We start from the raw sequence: 14,773 nt of genomic DNA, 5'->3' as shown, positions 1-14,773 counted from the left end.
AATCCCCAAGACTCTGCGCCCCATCATCGCAAACCACGTACCGGGCTGCCGAGGAACACAGGCCTCCCCCGACGGTGCCGTTTGCCACCATTCGCCAGTTCAGCAATCTCACCAAGTAGTGCGCTGGTCGTCGGGGTAATCGGGTGCCGATTGACTGGTCATCTCCCAGTCCGGCAAAGCCTCAACACCTTCCCCCGCCTCCTGCGCACCACTGTCGTCCCACAGAGGTGGCCCGCGTGCGGGAGCGATGCGCGGAGCTTCGGGGTCGACCCCGATGTGCTCCAGAATCTTGTGGATGTCGGCACTGAACGTGATGAAGGCGATGATGCGCATCTGGCCCCCGCACATCGGGCACAGCAGCGGGAACGCATCAACGATACGCGCGATCAGCGCGGCCCACAGGTAGTGCGATGGTGGGCGTGGCTTGGGTTTGGCTGGCGGCTCTGGCTGGGCGATGCGGTTGATTAGCTCCAGTGGGGGTGAGCACCAATTCACCCGCGTATTTGCTTGAGGGCAGCGGCTCTGCGTGGCCTTTGCCGCAGCGGTAAACCAGATCAGCGCCGCGCTGCTTGAGCCGATCCAGGGCAAACGGGGGCCGCGCGCAGTAGCGCAGCAGGCGCTCCAGCCCTGCGCGGTCTGCTGCCTCGATGCGCACCCCGGCGTCGACAGAAAATCCACCTCCGTGGGCGTAGCCAGCCATGTCTTTAGCATCATGCGACTCCAGGTGGCCACGCGCCACGAAGGCGCGCAGCAGGCGCTTGCGCACGTTGGCATGTACTGCGGCGATGGCAGCATCGTCGATCTGTGCCGGGTGAAACGTGATCGACGCAGCGTTGGCTGACTCTGCCAAATCTGAATCTGAATCTGAATCTGAATCTGAATCTGACTGTACATCTGGCAGCGCCTCAAACACCCCATCAACCACACAGACATGGAAGTGCACATGCGTGTTCAGGCTGGAACCAAATCGGTGGATGAATGCGACCGCACCCAGGTGCAGGCTGGCCGGGTCTGCCTTATCTGCACCGGGGCAATGGGCCTGCAGGCTTTGCTGCACCACACGCAGGAAGATACGCAGTGCCGCATTGAGTGCACCTTTGTCGCGCTGCAGGTAGTAGCGCAGACGCTTTGGGACCGACAGCACCCATTGGCGTACCGGCCAAGCGGGGGAATACATGATCGGTCAGGTGCGCTGCGGCCTCGGCCATGTGCCGCGTGTTGCACGTGGGGCAGACGCCACGGCCTTTGCAGGAGAAGGCGACAAGGCAGTCGTCACCACAATCGTCGCAACGCACCCGCGCAAAGCCGTGAGCAAAGATGCCGCACTCCAGGTATTTGCGCAAAGCTTTCTCTACGTAAGGAGCCGGAGTGTGGTGGTCGCCTTGGCCGTCGAACTGTCCGGCGCTGGAGAGCTCAAGCCAAGTCTCAAAGTGCTCGGCAATCGTGCGGTACAGCAGGGTGCGCTCGGGGTGGCGGGGGTTGTAGGCTTTGGTGGGCTTGTTGGGTTGAGTGACTGCAGCAGCTTGCGAAGGCTGAGGGCATTGCGGGGCATGTTGGTGCCCACGCGGGTGCGGGTGTAAATGCTGCGGTGATCGGTGGGGCGGGCTAGCTATCCGGGCTCACACGGACAAAGTTATACAGCCGCTGGCTAACTGAAAAATGGCGGAGTGCTCACTGTCAATGGGCAATAAGGTAGCGGCACCAGCGGTCACGGTGTCCAAGAACAGCTGCCCACCGACTACCAGCGCCTCTTTGTTGGCCAGCAACAGCCGCTTACCTGGGAGCCTTGCGCTGTTCACCCGACAGACGCCTAGCGCATGCTGCGGTGGTAGCCGCGCAAAATCAATGAGGACACTTTCAGCGGCGTGTTGCGCAACCCCGCAGGCAGCCAGCGCGGCGAGTTCAGGGCAAAGCGTGTGGCCCAGCGTGTGTAAGGGCGCAGCCAACTGGTCTTTTGGGCAAAGCGGCGAGCGTCTAGGGGCGGCTTGGGAGGGGTGTTTTGGCAGGACATAGTTTTGTCATTCTGGTGCGGTAGCGATAACCTTGTGGCGGCCATGTCAAACGGGTGGGTCAATGCGCCCCCGCCGCTGCGTCGGACGCAGCCGCCCCAGCGCGCTTATAGCGCGTCAGGTACACCAGCGGAATCATCGCCAGAAAGGTCACCGCCGAGGCAAAAAAAATGTCATTGGCGGCCAGCATGTAGGCTTGCTGGTTGGTCAGCCGGTCTACCACGGCCAATGCTTGCTGCGGGGTGTAGCCGCCAGCGACCAGCCCGGTGAGCGCGCTTTGCGCGGCGCTGCTGCCGCTGTTGACGTATTCGCTGAGCTGCGCGTGGTGCAGCGCGGCGCGGTCCTGCCACAGCGTGGTGGCAATCGAGGTGCCAAACGAGCCTGCCGTGATACGCACAAAGTTTGACAGACCAGATGCCGCCGCAATGCGGTCTGGTGACAGACCCGAGAGCGTGATGGTCATCAGCGGGATAAAGAAAAACGCCATCGCGACGCCCTGGATCAGCGTCGGGATCATGATGGTGCCAAAGTCGGCCTGGGTGTTGAAGTTGGAGCGCATCCACAGCACCAGCCCAAACACCATGAAGGCAAAGGCGGCAAAGTTGCGCGGGTCAAACTTGTTGATGTTTTTGCCCACCAGCGGCGACAAAATCAGCGCCATCAGCCCCACCGGCGCCAGAACCATGCCCGCCTGCGTGGAGGTGTAACCCATGTACTGCTGCAACCACAGCGGCAGCAGCACCACGTTGCCAAAAAACAGCCCGTAGCCTATGGACAGCGCCAGCACCCCGGCCCAGAAGTTGCGCCGTTTGAACAAGGTCAGGTCCACCACCGGGTGTTCTTCGGTCAGTTCCCAAATCAGAAACGCCAGAAAACCCACCACCGCCACCACGGCCAGCGCCACCACTTCTTGCGAGTGGAACCAGTCCAGCTCCTGCCCCTTGTCGAGCATGATTTGCAGCGAGCCGACCCACAGCACCAGCAGGGCCAGGCCTATCGAGTCAATCGGCAGCTTTTTGATCTGGCTCTCGCGCTTGTGAAAAATGCGCCAGGTGACAAAGGCCGCGCCCACGCCCACCGGGATGTTAATGTAAAAAATCCACGGCCACGATACGTTGTCGGTGATCCAGCCGCCCAGCAGCGGCCCCAGCACCGGCGCGATCAGCGTTGTCATGGACCACAGCGCCATCGCGGTTCCGGCCATGGCCGCCGGGTAGCTTGACAGCAGCAAGGCTTGCGAAAGCGGAATCATCGGCCCGGCCACCAGCCCTTGAAGCACCCGAAAGACGATCAGCGTTGTCATGTTGGGCGCCAGCCCGCACAACCACGACGTCAGCACGAACAGGATGACGCTGGTGACAAACAGGCGCACCTGGCCAAAACGTTGCGATAGCCAGCCGGTGAGCGGCACGGCAATGGCGTTGGCCACGGCAAAACTGGTGATGACCCAGGTGCCTTGGTTCGGGCTGACGCCCAGGTCACCGGCGATGGCCGGCAATGACACGTTGGCAATCGAGGTGTCGAGCACGTTCATGAACGTGGCCGCAGAGAGCGCCAGCGTGCCCCACAGACGGGCGGAGCCGCTCAAAGGCGGCGGGTGGATGTAACCGGCAGCGGGTATGGATTGGGACATGGGGTTGTGTGGATCGGGGTTTGGGTGGTCAGATGGTTTGGGCTTCTAAAGCCTGTCTGGCCGTTGCTGCTGGGTTTTCTTGCGGCTTGTGTGGCTTGTGTGGCTTGTCGCGCCCCGAGTCAGGCCGCTGTTTCGTGCTGGCGCGGCGCAACAGCCGAATGGGGCTCCCCCCTCATACTGGGGTACCAGAAATCGGGGCGCACCCCATTCGGCTGCTACGCCGGTATCGTTGGTGCGGCGAGGCTTCTGGGGCCCGGACTTCGGGGACTTCGGATTTAGCCAAAGTCATTGACCCGCCACTGCAATCCGGTTTGCCAACGCCACCAGCCGGGCATCACCACGAAGCCTTGGCGGCTGCTTGACATTGCGGCTGGATTCACAGACGGCTCTGGCGGTAACACAGGGGGTGATGGGATGCGTGTGGCGCTAAAGCTTGGCGAGTGGCTTTACAGCTTGCCGCGCGGCTTACCCGGTGCTGCCTGCCCCAGATTGGCCGCAATCACCCGCTGCACCAGCTGCTCTGCCGCGCCATCGGTGGGTAAAACTGCAGGCTGAGCCAGCGCCACCTGCGGCACATCTGCCAGGGCCAGACCATCGGTTTTGCTCACATCCACCTCGGCCGTCATCGATAAACCCACGCGCAGTGGGTGCTCGGTCAGTTGGGTGGCATCCAGCGCAATGCGCACCGGCACCCGCTGCACCACCTTGATCCAGTTACCCGTGGCGTTTTGCGCGGGCAGCAGCGAAAACGCCGCACCAGTGCCTGCACCCAGACCACTCACCGTGCCGCTGTAGCTCACCTTGGAGCCGTATTGATCGGCCACCAGCGTCACCGGCTGGCCGATGCGAATGTTGCGCAGCTGCACTTCCTTGAAGTTCGCCTCAACCCACACCCGGCTCAACGCAATCACCGACATCAGCGGTGTGCCCGCCGCCACGCGCTGCCCGAGCTGCACGGTACGTTTGGCCACATAACCGTCCACCGGCGCCAGCAGCGTCGCACGCTGCGTGGCCAAAAAGGCTTCGCGCAGACGGGCGGCGGCCAGTTGCACGCTGGGTTGCTGCTCTACCCGCGTGCCTTCGGTCAGCGTCTGGTTGCTGGCGAGCTGTTCACCTGCGGCCAAAACACCGGCCTGGGCGGCGACCAGTGTGCTTTTGGCGCTATCAAATTGTTGCTGCGCGTGTTTCAGTTCTTCTTGTGACACAGCGCCGTTGCCGCTCAGCGACTGGCGGCGTTTCAGGTCGTCGCTGGTGCGCTCCACGTCGACACGGGCCTTGGTCACGTCCGCTTCGCGCAGGGCGATTTGTGCCGTCAGGGTGGTGTTGTTGGCATACAGCGTGCGCGCCAGGCGCACCGCTTGCGCCAGCGCCGCCTGGGCCTGGTCCAGTGCCACCGCTGAGTCAGCCGGGTCGAGCTGCACCAGCACTTGCCCGGCTTTGACGAAGTCGGTGTCGTTGGCCAGGATGCCGAGCACCGTGCCGCCGATCTGCGGGGTGATCTGGATCACGTCGCCTTGCACATAGGCGTTGTCGGTGTCCTCAAAGTGGCGGGCCACGAAATACGCGTAGGCGGCCCAGCCCAGGCCGGCGACGGCGACCACCCCAGCCAGAATGGTCAGCCCCTTTTTGCGTTTGGGGTTGGCGCTAGAGGCTTCAGGTTCACTGGGCGTGCTTGGGGAATCGGAAGGGCTGTCGGTCATGGATGGTGTCCTGTCAGTAGGTGACGTGTCTTATAAGAAATTGGCCTCTAGCCCTTATACGATAAGCGCAAGTAGCTATTTAAGAGATAGCGTTTCGCGATCTGCTGGCGGCGTGGTTGCGGTAAACCCACCGCCCAGTGCACGCGCCAGGGCCACCTGGTTTTGCAGCGCGCGGGTGCTCAGGTCTGCCGCCTGGCGGCGCTGCGCCAGCACGGCGGTTTCGGCGTTAAGCACTTGCAAGGCGTTGAGCAGGCCACTGCGGTAGCGCTGCTGCGTCGCGTCATAGGTTTCCTGCGCAGCTTGAGCGGCCTGCGCCTGCTCAGCTTGCTGGCGCGCTATCGCCTGGCGCGAGGCCAGTTGGTCGGCCACGTCGTGGATGGCGTTGATCACCGTGGCGTTGTAGCTTTCGACCGCCGCATCGCGCTCGGCAGTTTTCACCCCCAGGTTGGCGCGCAGGCGGCCACTGTCAAACAGCGGCAGGCTGATGGCTGGGCCCACGCCCCACTGCTGGCTGCCCGATTGCAGCAACTGCCCCAGGCCGATGCTGGAAAAACCGGCAAATGCATTCAGGTTGATGTTGGGGTAGAACTGGGCGCGCGCCGCGCTGATGCCCTGGTCTGCCGCTTGCGCACGCCAGAGGGCGGCCGTCACATCGGCGCGCTGGCTCAGCAGGTTGGCAGAGATAAGCTTGTCCAACGGTACTAACATGATAGCTGCTTGCGCTTTATAGGTAAGGGCTAGAGGCATATTTGGTGCACCAACCAGCGCTGCCAGCGCGTTGCGTGTCAGGGCGATTTGTTCGTCCAACAACTCGCGTTGCAGCCGTGCTTCAGGCAGTGCGCCCTGTGCCTGGCGCAGGTCAAGGGGCGTGTCCAGCCCGGCATTAAAGCGGTCTTGCACCAGTTGTAGGGTTTCCTCATGCTGGGCCAGTGCGCGGTTGGCCAGCGCACGTTGTTCGTTCAGGCCCACCCAGCTGAAGTAGGTTTGCCCGACCTGGCTGGCCAGCAACACGCGGGCGGCTTGGGCATCGGCTTGCGCGGCGCGCGCGTTGCCCAGCGCGGCTTGCAGGGCGGCGCTATTTTTGCCGAAAAAGTCCAGCTCCCAGCTGCCTGCGAGTTGGGCCGTACCACTGCTTTCTATCGCACCAGCCAGCGGCGGCGCAATGGCGCCGTTGGCGGTGTAGCGCTGGCGGGTGGCGCTCAGCTGCGCGTTGAGCTGTGGCCCGGTGGCCGACTGGGTGAGCTGGGCTGCCGCTTGCGCGGCCGTGATTCTGGCCTGTGCCAATTTCAGGCTGGGGTTGGCTTGCAGCGCTTGCGCCTGCAGTTGGTTCAGCGTGTCGTCACCAAAGGCGCGCCACCACTGGTTGTCCAGCGGCGCGGGCACGTTGATGGCGGCGTTCTCGGCGGCGTTGGCGGAGGTATTAACTGAGGTAATACCGGAAGGCGTGGTCAGCCCAAACGAGTCCGCATCACGCAACTGCGATTGGGGCGTGATGCCGGAAAAGTCGGCGCAGCCTGCCAGTGCGCCCAGCGCCATGGCGCTAGCCATTGCGATGATGCGAAGTCGATGCACCGCAACGGGTGCCCGTGGCACCGCAGCAAAAGTGTTCTGTTGAATCGTCATGCTTGTCCTTGGGCCTCGCGCAGGGTTTGGGCGGTGGTGAGCACGCGGCGCAACAGGCCTTTGAGGGTTTGCCATTCTTCGGCGGTGAAGCCCGTCAGGTGGGTGTTTTGCACTCGGCTCAGCACCGCGGGAATCTGCTCGGCTGCGGCAGCGCCAGCGGGGGTGAGCTCAATGTGGACCACCCGCCGGTCGTCCAGCGAGCGCACCCGGCGGCACAACTGTTTGGCCTCCAGGCGGTCGAGCAGGCGCGTCATGGAGCCCGCGTCCAGATCAGACTCGCGCGCCAGCTCAGCCACGGTGGAGCCGCAACCCAGATGCAGCTTGAGCAGCGGCACCCATTGCGCGTTGGTCAAGCCCAGGGGTTCGAGTTCGCGGTCTACCTCGCGCGAGATATGGGTGACGATGCGCCGCATCATGAAGCCCACGCTCTCGCTCGGCAGGTAGTTCTTCGCGGTATAAAAGTCTGCCGCCGGGCCGGGCCTGGGGCTGTTTGAAGGGGGAATGAGGGTATTGGTGTTCACACCCCGAATATACTTGCTTAAGCAACCATTGTTGTGGCAATCGTTGTTATGCCTGATATTGAGGCAGGGCTTAGCGGATACCCATCTGGTCCAGCGCGCCCGCCAGCGTGGCCACAGTGCGGTCGACGTTGTGCAACTTGTCCAGGCCAAACAGGCCGACGCGGAAGGTCATGAAGTCGGCGGGCTCGTCACATTGCAGCGGCACGCCCGTGGCGGTCTGCAGGCCCAGCGCCAGAAACTTCTTGCTATTTTGAATCTCGGGGTCGGTGGTGTAGCTCACCACCACACCGGGTGCCTTGAAGCCCTCAGCCGCCACGCTGGGCAGGCCACGGCTTTCCAGCAGTGTGCGCACTTTTGCGCCCAGCTCGGCCTGCTCGACGCGCACTTTCTCGAACCCGTAGTCACGCGTTTCCTGCATGACGGCGCGCAGGCTCACCAGCGCGTCGGTGGGCATGGTGGCGTGGTAGCTGTGGGCGCCGCTCTCGTAGGTTTCCATGATTTGCAGCCATTTCTTCAGGTCAGCCGCGTAACTGCTGCTGGTGGTGCTATCAATGGCAGAGCGAGCCCGCTCGCTGAGCATGACCATGGCGCAGCAGGGCGTGCCGCTCCAGCCTTTTTGCGGTGCGGTGACCAGCAGATCGACACCGGTGGCCTGCATGTCGACCCAGATGGTGCCCGAGGCCACGCAGTCCAGCACCAGCATGCCGCCTGCCTCGTGCACCGCGTCGGCCAGGGCGCGGATATAGCTGTCGGGCAGCATCATGCCGCTGGAGGTTTCCACGTGCGGGGCAAACACCATGGCGGGTTTCTCGGCGCGGATGGTCGCCACGGCTTCGTCAATCGGGCAGGGAATCCACGGTGACTGGCTGCTGTCGCTGGTGCGCCGGGCTTTGAGCACCAGGGTTTCAGAAGGAATCTTGCCCATGTCAAAAATCTGCGACCAGCGGTAGCTGAACCAGCCGTTGCGGATGACCAGCACCTTTTTGTCAGTAGCAAACTGGCGCGCCACGGCTTCCATGCCAAAGGTGCCGCTGCCAGGCACGATGACGGCCGATTTGGCGTGGTACACCTCTTTCAGGATGCTGGAGATGTCGCGCATGGCGCCTTGAAAGCGCTTGGACATGTGGTTCAAGGCGCGGTCGGTGTAGACCACCGAGTATTCAAGCAGGCCGTCGGGGTCGATGGTGGAAAGCAGTGCAGGCATGGGTAGCGCTCCGAGTTGTTTAGGCAAGTGGTGTCAGCTTAGCATGGGGGCTGGGTCACTGCCCGCATCAGCCAGTCGGTTAATACCTGCAGCGCCAGCGGGTTGTCGTCATGCTCGGGGCGCACCAGGTAGTAGGCGCGCTGGCTGGCCAGCGGCTGGTTGCAGGCCACCACCAAGTCACCACGTGCCAGCTCATCCTCCACCAGCAGCGCGGGCACCAGTGCCACACCCATGCCGTGCACAGCGGCGGCAGCTGTCATGGAAAACAGCTCGAAGCGCGCGCCTGACAACGCTTGCGGCGCGGCCACGCCCTGTGCCTCAAACCATTGCCGCCAGGCCAGCGGGCGGGTGCTTTGCTGCAGCAGCGGCAGGTAGGTGATGGCCTCAGCTGGCAGGCTGGCTGCGCCTTGCAGCAGGCCGGGGGCACACACCGGCAGCACCACTTCGTCGAGCAGTTTGACCGCCTGCGTGCCGGCCCAGTTGGCCACCTGCTCGGGGGTGCTGGCAAACAGCGCGGCATCAAACGGTGTGTCGGCAAACATGAAGGCTCGGGTGCGTGTCTCAATATGCACGGTCAGCTCGGGCTGCTGGCGCTTGAGCTCTGGCAGGCGCGGAATCAGCCAGCGGGTGGCAAAGGTGGGCACAGCGGCCAGTTGCAGCACCTGGCCGCGGCCCTGCTGGCGCATCACGTCCAGCGTGTCTTGCTCCAGTGCTGCCAGTCGGCTGGCCACCTGGTTGGCGTAGTCGCGCCCGCTGGCGGTGAGCAGCACGCCGTGGCGGGTGCGCCGAAACAGGGCCACGCCAACGAACACCTCCAGCGCGGTGATCTGCCGCGACACCGCGCCTTGGGTGAGCGCCAACTCTTGCGCGGCGCGGGTGTAACTCTCGTGGCGGGCGGCGGCATCAAAACAGGCCAGAGCCTGCAGGGAAGGTATTTTTCTGCGCATGGTGTGCGTAATATACACATCAATACTTTTAAAGCCTCTTCTAAACTAGCAATAAACATAGCAACTAGCGCAATTTAAACGGGGGCTATAGCCTATTTAGACACTTACTTTCAGCAAAGACCTGTTTCTTCAGATATGCACGCTAGTGATGTCTGCGTGACAACAAATCGGTTTACCCCAGCCAGTTGGCGCGTTAGCATGCTGGCACTGCATGCCGCCTGCCCACTTATTTCTGGAGACACCTTATGGCCCACGCTTCTTTCAACTGGCAAGACCCTTTTCTGCTGGAGCAGCAACTCAGCGACGACGAGCGCATGGTCAAGGACGCCGCCGCGGCCTACTGCCAGGACAAACTGCAGCCGCGCGTGGTCCAGGCGTTTCGCAACGAGCAGACCGACCCGGCCATCTTTCGTGAAATGGGTGCGCTCGGCCTGCTCGGCCCCACCCTTCCCGAGGCCTATGGCGGCCCTGGCCTGAACTATGTGGCCTACGGCTTGATTGCCCGCGAGGTGGAGCGGGTCGACAGCGGCTACCGCAGCATGATGAGTGTGCAAAGTTCGCTGGTGATGGTGCCGATTTTTGAATTTGGCAACGAGGCCAGCAAACAGAAATACCTGCCCAAACTGGCCACCGGTGAGTGGATTGGTTGTTTTGGCCTGACCGAGCCGAACCACGGCTCCGACCCGGCGGGCATGTTGAGCCGCGCACACAAGGTGCCCGGCGGCTACAAGCTCAGCGGCAACAAGATGTGGATCAGCAACAGCCCGATTGCCGACGTGTTTGTGGTCTGGGCCAAAGAGGTGAGTGAGTCCGCCAAGGTCGGCCCGATTCGCGGTTTTGTGCTGGAAAAGGGTGCCGCAGGTTTGAGCGCACCAGCCATCCACGGCAAGGTGGGCTTGCGCGCCAGCATCACCGGCGAGATCGTCATGGACGGCGTGTTTTGCCCCGAAGAGAACGCTTTTCCCGAGGTGCAAGGTTTGAAAGGCCCGTTCACCTGCCTGAACTCAGCACGCTACGGCATTGCCTGGGGCGCGCTGGGTGCCGCGCAAGACTGCTGGCTGCGCGCCCGCCAATACGTGCTGGACCGCCAGCAATTTGGTCGCCCGCTGGCGGCGAATCAGTTGATTCAAAAGAAGCTGGCCGACATGCAGACCGAAATCGCGCTGGGGTTGCAGGGCTGCCTGCGGCTGGGGCGGATGAAGGACGAAGGCACAGCAGCGGTGGAGATCACCTCAATTTTGAAGCGCAACAGTTGTGGCAAGGCGCTGGACATTGCCCGCCTGGCGCGCGACATGATGGGTGGCAACGGCATCAGCGACGAGTTTGGCGTGGCGCGGCATCTGGTGAATCTGGAGGTAGTCAACACCTACGAAGGCACGCACGACATCCATGCGTTGATTCTGGGGCGGGCGCAGACCGGGATTCAGGCGTTTTGCTGAGTAGACGGGTTCGTGTAAATCTCCGGAATATCTGGGCACGAAGATGCTGGCATCGGTGGTGGCCGCGGGCGGGGCCCCCTGCCTAAGCCCGCGTGGCCAGCCGCCAACCTCAGTCTGGCAACAAATGAAACCCTGACTTCATAACCTAAAGAACACCATGACGACCCAAGCCGCTGCCCTCGCCCACCTCAAAGTCCTCGACCTCTCCCGCGTGCTGGCCGGCCCCTGGGCCACACAAATGCTGGCCGACCTGGGCGCCGACGTGATCAAGGTCGAGCGCCCCGGCGCCGGAGACGACACCCGCAGCTGGGGCCCGCCGTTCCTCCAAGACGCAGACGGCAACGACACCAAGGAGGCCACCTATTTCACCGCCTGCAACCGCAACAAACGTGCCATCACCCTGGACATCGCCCAGCCTGAAGGCCAGGCGTTGATCCGCCAGTTGGCCGCTGGCAGCGACATCCTCGTCGAGAACTTCAAGGTCGGCGGCCTCAAGCACTACGGGCTGGACTACGAGAGCCTCAAAACGCTGAACCCACGTCTGATCTACTGCTCGGTCACCGGCTTTGGCCAGACCGGACCGTATGCCGAACGCGCCGGTTATGACCTGATGATCCAGGCCATGAGCGGCATGATGAGCATCACTGGCCACGCGGACGACCAGCCCGGCGGTGGCCCGATGCGCATGGGGGTGGCGCTCATCGACATCCTGACCGGCATCTACGCCACCACCGCCATCCTGGCCGCTGTTGAGGCGCGGCACACCACCGGTGAAGGCCAGCATATCGACATGGCGTTGCTGGATGTGGGCATGGCGGTGCTGGCGAATCAGGCTGCGGGCTACCTGAATTGCGGCAAGGTGCCGCAGCGCCAGGGCAACACCCACCCCAGTCTGGCACCCTACCAGACCTTTGAAACACTGGATGGCAGCATGCTGCTGGCCATTGGTAACGAGGGCCAGTTTGCCCGCTTTTGCAGCACCGCTGGCCACCCCGAATGGTCCAAAGATGCGCGTTTTGCCAGCAACACCCTGCGCGTGCAACACCGCGAGGCACTCGCTGCGCTGATGCAACCCGAGACCCGCCAGCGCAGCACCGCCGACTGGATTGGCCTGCTGGAAGACAAAGCCGTGCCCTGCGGCGCCATCAACGATCTGGCGCAAGCCTTTGCCGACCCCCAGGTACAAGCCCGTGGTTTAGTGATAAAACAGGCTCTAGCCCAATCATATAAAGCGCCAGTAGCTATTAATAGTATAGCATTAGAGGGTGCTGATCCGGCTGCTAAGAGCCCCGCGCTCATCCCGGTGAACACCGTCGCCAGCCCGCTGCGCCTGAGCGCGACGCCACCCGTTCTGCGCCGCCCGCCACCCCGGCTGGGCGAGCATACCGACGAGGTGTTGGGCGAGCTAGGCCTGTCTGCCGCTGAGGTGTCGGTTTTGCGCGCGCAGCGCGTGGTATGAGCGCACCGCGCCCGCCCGCGCCTCAGACGCTTGCCCCGCAAGGACCTGGTGTTTAAGCGGCAGATTCGGCGGCGGTGACGTGCTCCATCAGGGGCAACTCCGTGGCAGCGTCGGTGCCCGGCTCCAGGACGATCAAGTTCTGGGCAAACCGGTTCATGTGTTGCTCGAAGTCGGGAAGAATGCGCTCGTAGGGCGAGCACATCAGCGGCGACGAGATCATGAAGTCAGCCGAAGCCCGGTTGCACGCCACCGGGACGTTCCACACCACGGCTAGGCGCAGGAGCGCCTTGACGTCGGGGTCGTGCGGTTGCGGCTCCAACGGGTCCCAAAAGAAAATGATGAAGTCGACCACGCCTTCGGCAATCTTCGCGCCGATCTGCTGGTCGCCGCCAAGCGGGCCGCTGCGCAGCTTTTCAATCTGCGTGCCCAGCACCTTTTCCAGCAGACTGCCGGTGGTGCCTGTGGCACACAGGGTGTGCTGCAGCAGCACCGGGCGGTTGTAGGCGGCCCATTCGAGCAAGTCTTTTTTCTTGTTGTCGTGAGCGATGAGCGCGATCCGCTTCTGTGCGGACAGTTGGTTCAGGGTTGGATGCATCTGCGTTCTCCATAAAAGCCCAGCGGTTGAATCCAGCATGGGGCAAAGCGTCGTGAGAGTGGGCGGGCACCGAGGCTTAGGCAGCCGTGGCTTGAAGGGGCACCCGCCGAGGTGAATCTGTTGCACACCATCCTAGCTTGATTAAGGGTTTACCCTGATGACATGTTGCGGTGCAACAACTTTTGACGGCGGGTGAACTGGCGCAATGCCCCGGACGCTGCGCCGCGCTACTGCCTTTTTGGTGTGTCAACCAAGCAGTCGCAACAACAGCGGATGCAGCACTTTGCGCGCTGTGAAGATCAGGTGAAACTCCTCTTGCACCTCGCTGCAGACGGCTATGTTGTCCAGCTTGTGTGTTTCCAGCAACTCGTCGTTGATCGATTCGGTGGCCGGAAAAACTCCCATGCCAGCGGCACCGAAGGTCATCAACAGCGCGCTGTCTTCAAACTCACCGACGACCATGGGTTGGATGCGCTCGCGTTCAAACCAATGGTCAATGCGCAAGCGCACCGCCGAATGCCGCGTGGGCAATAACAAGGGCACCGCGGCCAAGCTGTGCGGGTAGTTGTTGCGGGCCGCGTCTGCCCAATTTTTTGGCGCGTACCAAGCGATCTGGCTGCTGGAGAGCAATTGGCTGGTGATGTGCAGTTCGCTCTTCGCGGGTGCGGGCCGGTCGGACAGCATGGCATCGAGTTTGTGCAAGGCCAGCTCGGCCAGCAGTTGTTCAAACTCGCCCTCATGGCAGAGCAGGCGCAGCTTGGGCTCACCCAGAACCGGTGCCAGCAGGCGGTGCACCGCCAGCTTGGCAATGCCGTCCGAGATGCCGACATTAAAGCGAATCCGGGCGCCACTGACGGCCTCGCGCACCCGCTGGGGCAGCCCTTCACCCAGGGCAAAGATCTGATCCGCCTCGCGCATGGTGGCGACCCCCGCTTCTGTCAGCACCAGGTTGCGCCCTTGCGCCTTGAGCAGACTGACCCCAAGCGACTTCTCCAGCTCCCGCACCTGGGTGCTGATGGTGGGCAGCGCCATGTCCAGCCGTTCGGCGGCGCGGGCCATGCCGCCCTCTTTGGCAACGATCCAGAAATAGTACAGGTGACGGTAGTTGAAGCTTTGGCTCATAGCGCGTATTTTGAGGCTGAAAGAAAGGTTTTGTCTTTGTCAACGATAGGTGTTAGTTACTTTTGTTATAGCTATTTAACCTCTACAGTTGCAACTCCGCTGACCCTTTTACTTTCTTTGAGGAGCCAACCATGCAGATTGTTTTTGACGCTCAACCCGCCGCTGCCAAGCCGCTGAAGGATATGACCGTGGAGCGTCTGCGCTTTGCCCTGCGCCGCATGGCACAACAGGTCAACACCGCGCGGATCAGTTTCACGGATGTGAATGGGCCGCGCGGTGGTGTTGACAAGCGCGCCAAGATTCGGTTGCACCTGGAAGCCCACGGCACCGTCATCGTTGGCGCCACATCCAGCAACTGGCACGCGGCCCTGGAAGACGCCCTGCGCCGCATGGTTGCCAAGCTGGTCAAAACGCTGTCGCAAGCCAAAAGGCCCCGGCGCCAGTCGATGAAAGCACTGACGCAGAAGTCAGTTGCCAGCTAAACCCTCACCCCATTCAGATTAACTGCCTTAAAGGAGCAA

12 protein-coding genes and 2 pseudogenes are annotated in these 14,773 nt (G+C 62.5%); 3 read left to right on the top strand and 11 right to left on the bottom strand.

What is annotated here, in order from left to right; all coding sequences use genetic code 11:
* Window positions 1-108: 108 nt before the first annotated feature.
* The 9 genes and pseudogenes from BLL52_RS05515 to BLL52_RS05475 all read right to left on the bottom strand — a co-directional run bounded on the left by BLL52_RS05515 (window position 109) and on the right by BLL52_RS05475 (window position 9,637).
* Window positions 109-1,457 (bottom strand): annotated as a pseudogene (locus BLL52_RS05515) (transposase).
* Between the two features lie 195 nt (window positions 1,458-1,652).
* Window positions 1,653-1,784, bottom strand: a pseudogene (locus BLL52_RS21290) (1-deoxy-D-xylulose-5-phosphate reductoisomerase); the annotation flags it as partial.
* A 26-nt stretch (window positions 1,785-1,810) separates the two neighbouring features.
* Window positions 1,811-2,011: a hypothetical protein gene (locus BLL52_RS20270; protein WP_139313310.1), complete on the bottom strand. Its 201-nt coding sequence runs from the start codon at window positions 2,009-2,011 to the stop codon at window positions 1,811-1,813.
* A 59-nt stretch (window positions 2,012-2,070) separates the two neighbouring features.
* Window positions 2,071-3,642 (bottom strand): DHA2 family efflux MFS transporter permease subunit, encoded by a 1,572-nt coding sequence (locus tag BLL52_RS05500; protein ID WP_075585706.1) that lies wholly within the window; start codon window positions 3,640-3,642, stop codon window positions 2,071-2,073.
* Window positions 3,643-4,088: 446 nt separating this feature from the next.
* A complete protein-coding gene (locus tag BLL52_RS05495) occupies window positions 4,089-5,342 on the bottom strand; it encodes an HlyD/EmrA/EmrK family protein (protein ID WP_075585705.1) in 1,254 nt (417 codons plus the stop codon).
* Between the two features lie 75 nt (window positions 5,343-5,417).
* Entirely contained in the window at window positions 5,418-6,965 is a 1,548-nt protein-coding gene (locus tag BLL52_RS05490) for an efflux transporter outer membrane subunit (RefSeq protein WP_075585704.1), read from the bottom strand.
* Window positions 6,962-7,486: a MarR family winged helix-turn-helix transcriptional regulator gene (locus tag BLL52_RS05485; RefSeq protein WP_075585703.1), complete on the bottom strand. Its 525-nt coding sequence runs from the start codon at window positions 7,484-7,486 to the stop codon at window positions 6,962-6,964. The genes BLL52_RS05490 and BLL52_RS05485 overlap by 4 nt, the downstream gene beginning before the upstream one ends.
* A 70-nt stretch (window positions 7,487-7,556) precedes the next feature.
* A complete protein-coding gene (locus tag BLL52_RS05480) occupies window positions 7,557-8,690 on the bottom strand; it encodes an aminotransferase class V-fold PLP-dependent enzyme (protein ID WP_075585702.1) in 1,134 nt (377 codons plus the stop codon).
* Between the two features lie 38 nt (window positions 8,691-8,728).
* Entirely contained in the window at window positions 8,729-9,637 is a 909-nt protein-coding gene (locus BLL52_RS05475; protein WP_075585701.1) for a LysR family transcriptional regulator, read from the bottom strand.
* A 245-nt stretch (window positions 9,638-9,882) separates the two neighbouring features.
* Here BLL52_RS05475 and BLL52_RS05470 point away from each other — a divergent pair, with 245 nt between their 5' ends.
* Together BLL52_RS05470 and BLL52_RS05465 are read left to right on the top strand one after the other, a co-directional pair.
* Complete coding sequence (locus BLL52_RS05470; RefSeq protein WP_075585700.1) at window positions 9,883-11,076, top strand: acyl-CoA dehydrogenase; 1,194 nt, start codon at window positions 9,883-9,885, stop codon at window positions 11,074-11,076.
* Between the two features lie 157 nt (window positions 11,077-11,233).
* Entirely contained in the window at window positions 11,234-12,535 is a 1,302-nt protein-coding gene (locus BLL52_RS05465) for a CaiB/BaiF CoA transferase family protein (RefSeq protein WP_075585699.1), read from the top strand.
* 52 nt (window positions 12,536-12,587) lie between these two features.
* Here the strand turns inward: BLL52_RS05465 and BLL52_RS05460 are convergent, their stop codons facing one another.
* Window positions 12,588-13,130, bottom strand: a complete 543-nt coding sequence (locus tag BLL52_RS05460; protein WP_083633801.1) for a methylglyoxal synthase — start codon at window positions 13,128-13,130, stop codon at window positions 12,588-12,590.
* Window positions 13,131-13,376: 246 nt separating this feature from the next.
* Window positions 13,377-14,252: a LysR family transcriptional regulator gene (locus BLL52_RS05455; protein ID WP_075585698.1), complete on the bottom strand. Its 876-nt coding sequence runs from the start codon at window positions 14,250-14,252 to the stop codon at window positions 13,377-13,379.
* Between the two features lie 131 nt (window positions 14,253-14,383).
* On the opposite strand from BLL52_RS05455, the gene BLL52_RS05450 reads away from it, so the two are divergent.
* Entirely contained in the window at window positions 14,384-14,734 is a 351-nt protein-coding gene (locus tag BLL52_RS05450; RefSeq protein ID WP_075585697.1) for a hypothetical protein, read from the top strand.
* Window positions 14,735-14,773 lie beyond the last annotated feature (39 nt).

The organism is Rhodoferax antarcticus ANT.BR, assembly GCF_001938565.1.
Lineage (GTDB): Bacteria > Pseudomonadota > Gammaproteobacteria > Burkholderiales > Burkholderiaceae_C > Rhodoferax > Rhodoferax antarcticus.
This window is presented reverse-complemented; position numbering and strand designations above follow the sequence as displayed.

Bases quoted from the DNA above. Each gene is read 5' to 3' on its own strand.
- BLL52_RS20270 (WP_139313310.1), bottom strand. From the start codon at position 2,011: ATGTCCTGCCAAAACACCCCTCCCAAGCCGCCCCTAGACGCTCGCCGC.
- BLL52_RS05500 (WP_075585706.1), bottom strand. From the start codon at position 3,642: ATGTCCCAATCCATACCCGCTGCCGGTTACATCCACCCGCCGCCTTTG.
- BLL52_RS05495 (WP_075585705.1), bottom strand. From the start codon at position 5,342: ATGACCGACAGCCCTTCCGATTCCCCAAGCACGCCCAGTGAACCTGAA.
- BLL52_RS05490 (WP_075585704.1), bottom strand. From the start codon at position 6,965: ATGACGATTCAACAGAACACTTTTGCTGCGGTGCCACGGGCACCCGTT.
- BLL52_RS05480 (WP_075585702.1), bottom strand. From the start codon at position 8,690: ATGCCTGCACTGCTTTCCACCATCGACCCCGACGGCCTGCTTGAATAC.
- BLL52_RS05475 (WP_075585701.1), bottom strand. From the start codon at position 9,637: ATGCGCAGAAAAATACCTTCCCTGCAGGCTCTGGCCTGTTTTGATGCC.
- BLL52_RS05470 (WP_075585700.1), top strand. From the start codon at position 9,883: ATGGCCCACGCTTCTTTCAACTGGCAAGACCCTTTTCTGCTGGAGCAG.
- BLL52_RS05465 (WP_075585699.1), top strand. From the start codon at position 11,234: ATGACGACCCAAGCCGCTGCCCTCGCCCACCTCAAAGTCCTCGACCTC.
- BLL52_RS05460 (WP_083633801.1), bottom strand. From the start codon at position 13,130: ATGCATCCAACCCTGAACCAACTGTCCGCACAGAAGCGGATCGCGCTC.
- BLL52_RS05455 (WP_075585698.1), bottom strand. From the start codon at position 14,252: ATGAGCCAAAGCTTCAACTACCGTCACCTGTACTATTTCTGGATCGTT.
- BLL52_RS05450 (WP_075585697.1), top strand. From the start codon at position 14,384: ATGCAGATTGTTTTTGACGCTCAACCCGCCGCTGCCAAGCCGCTGAAG.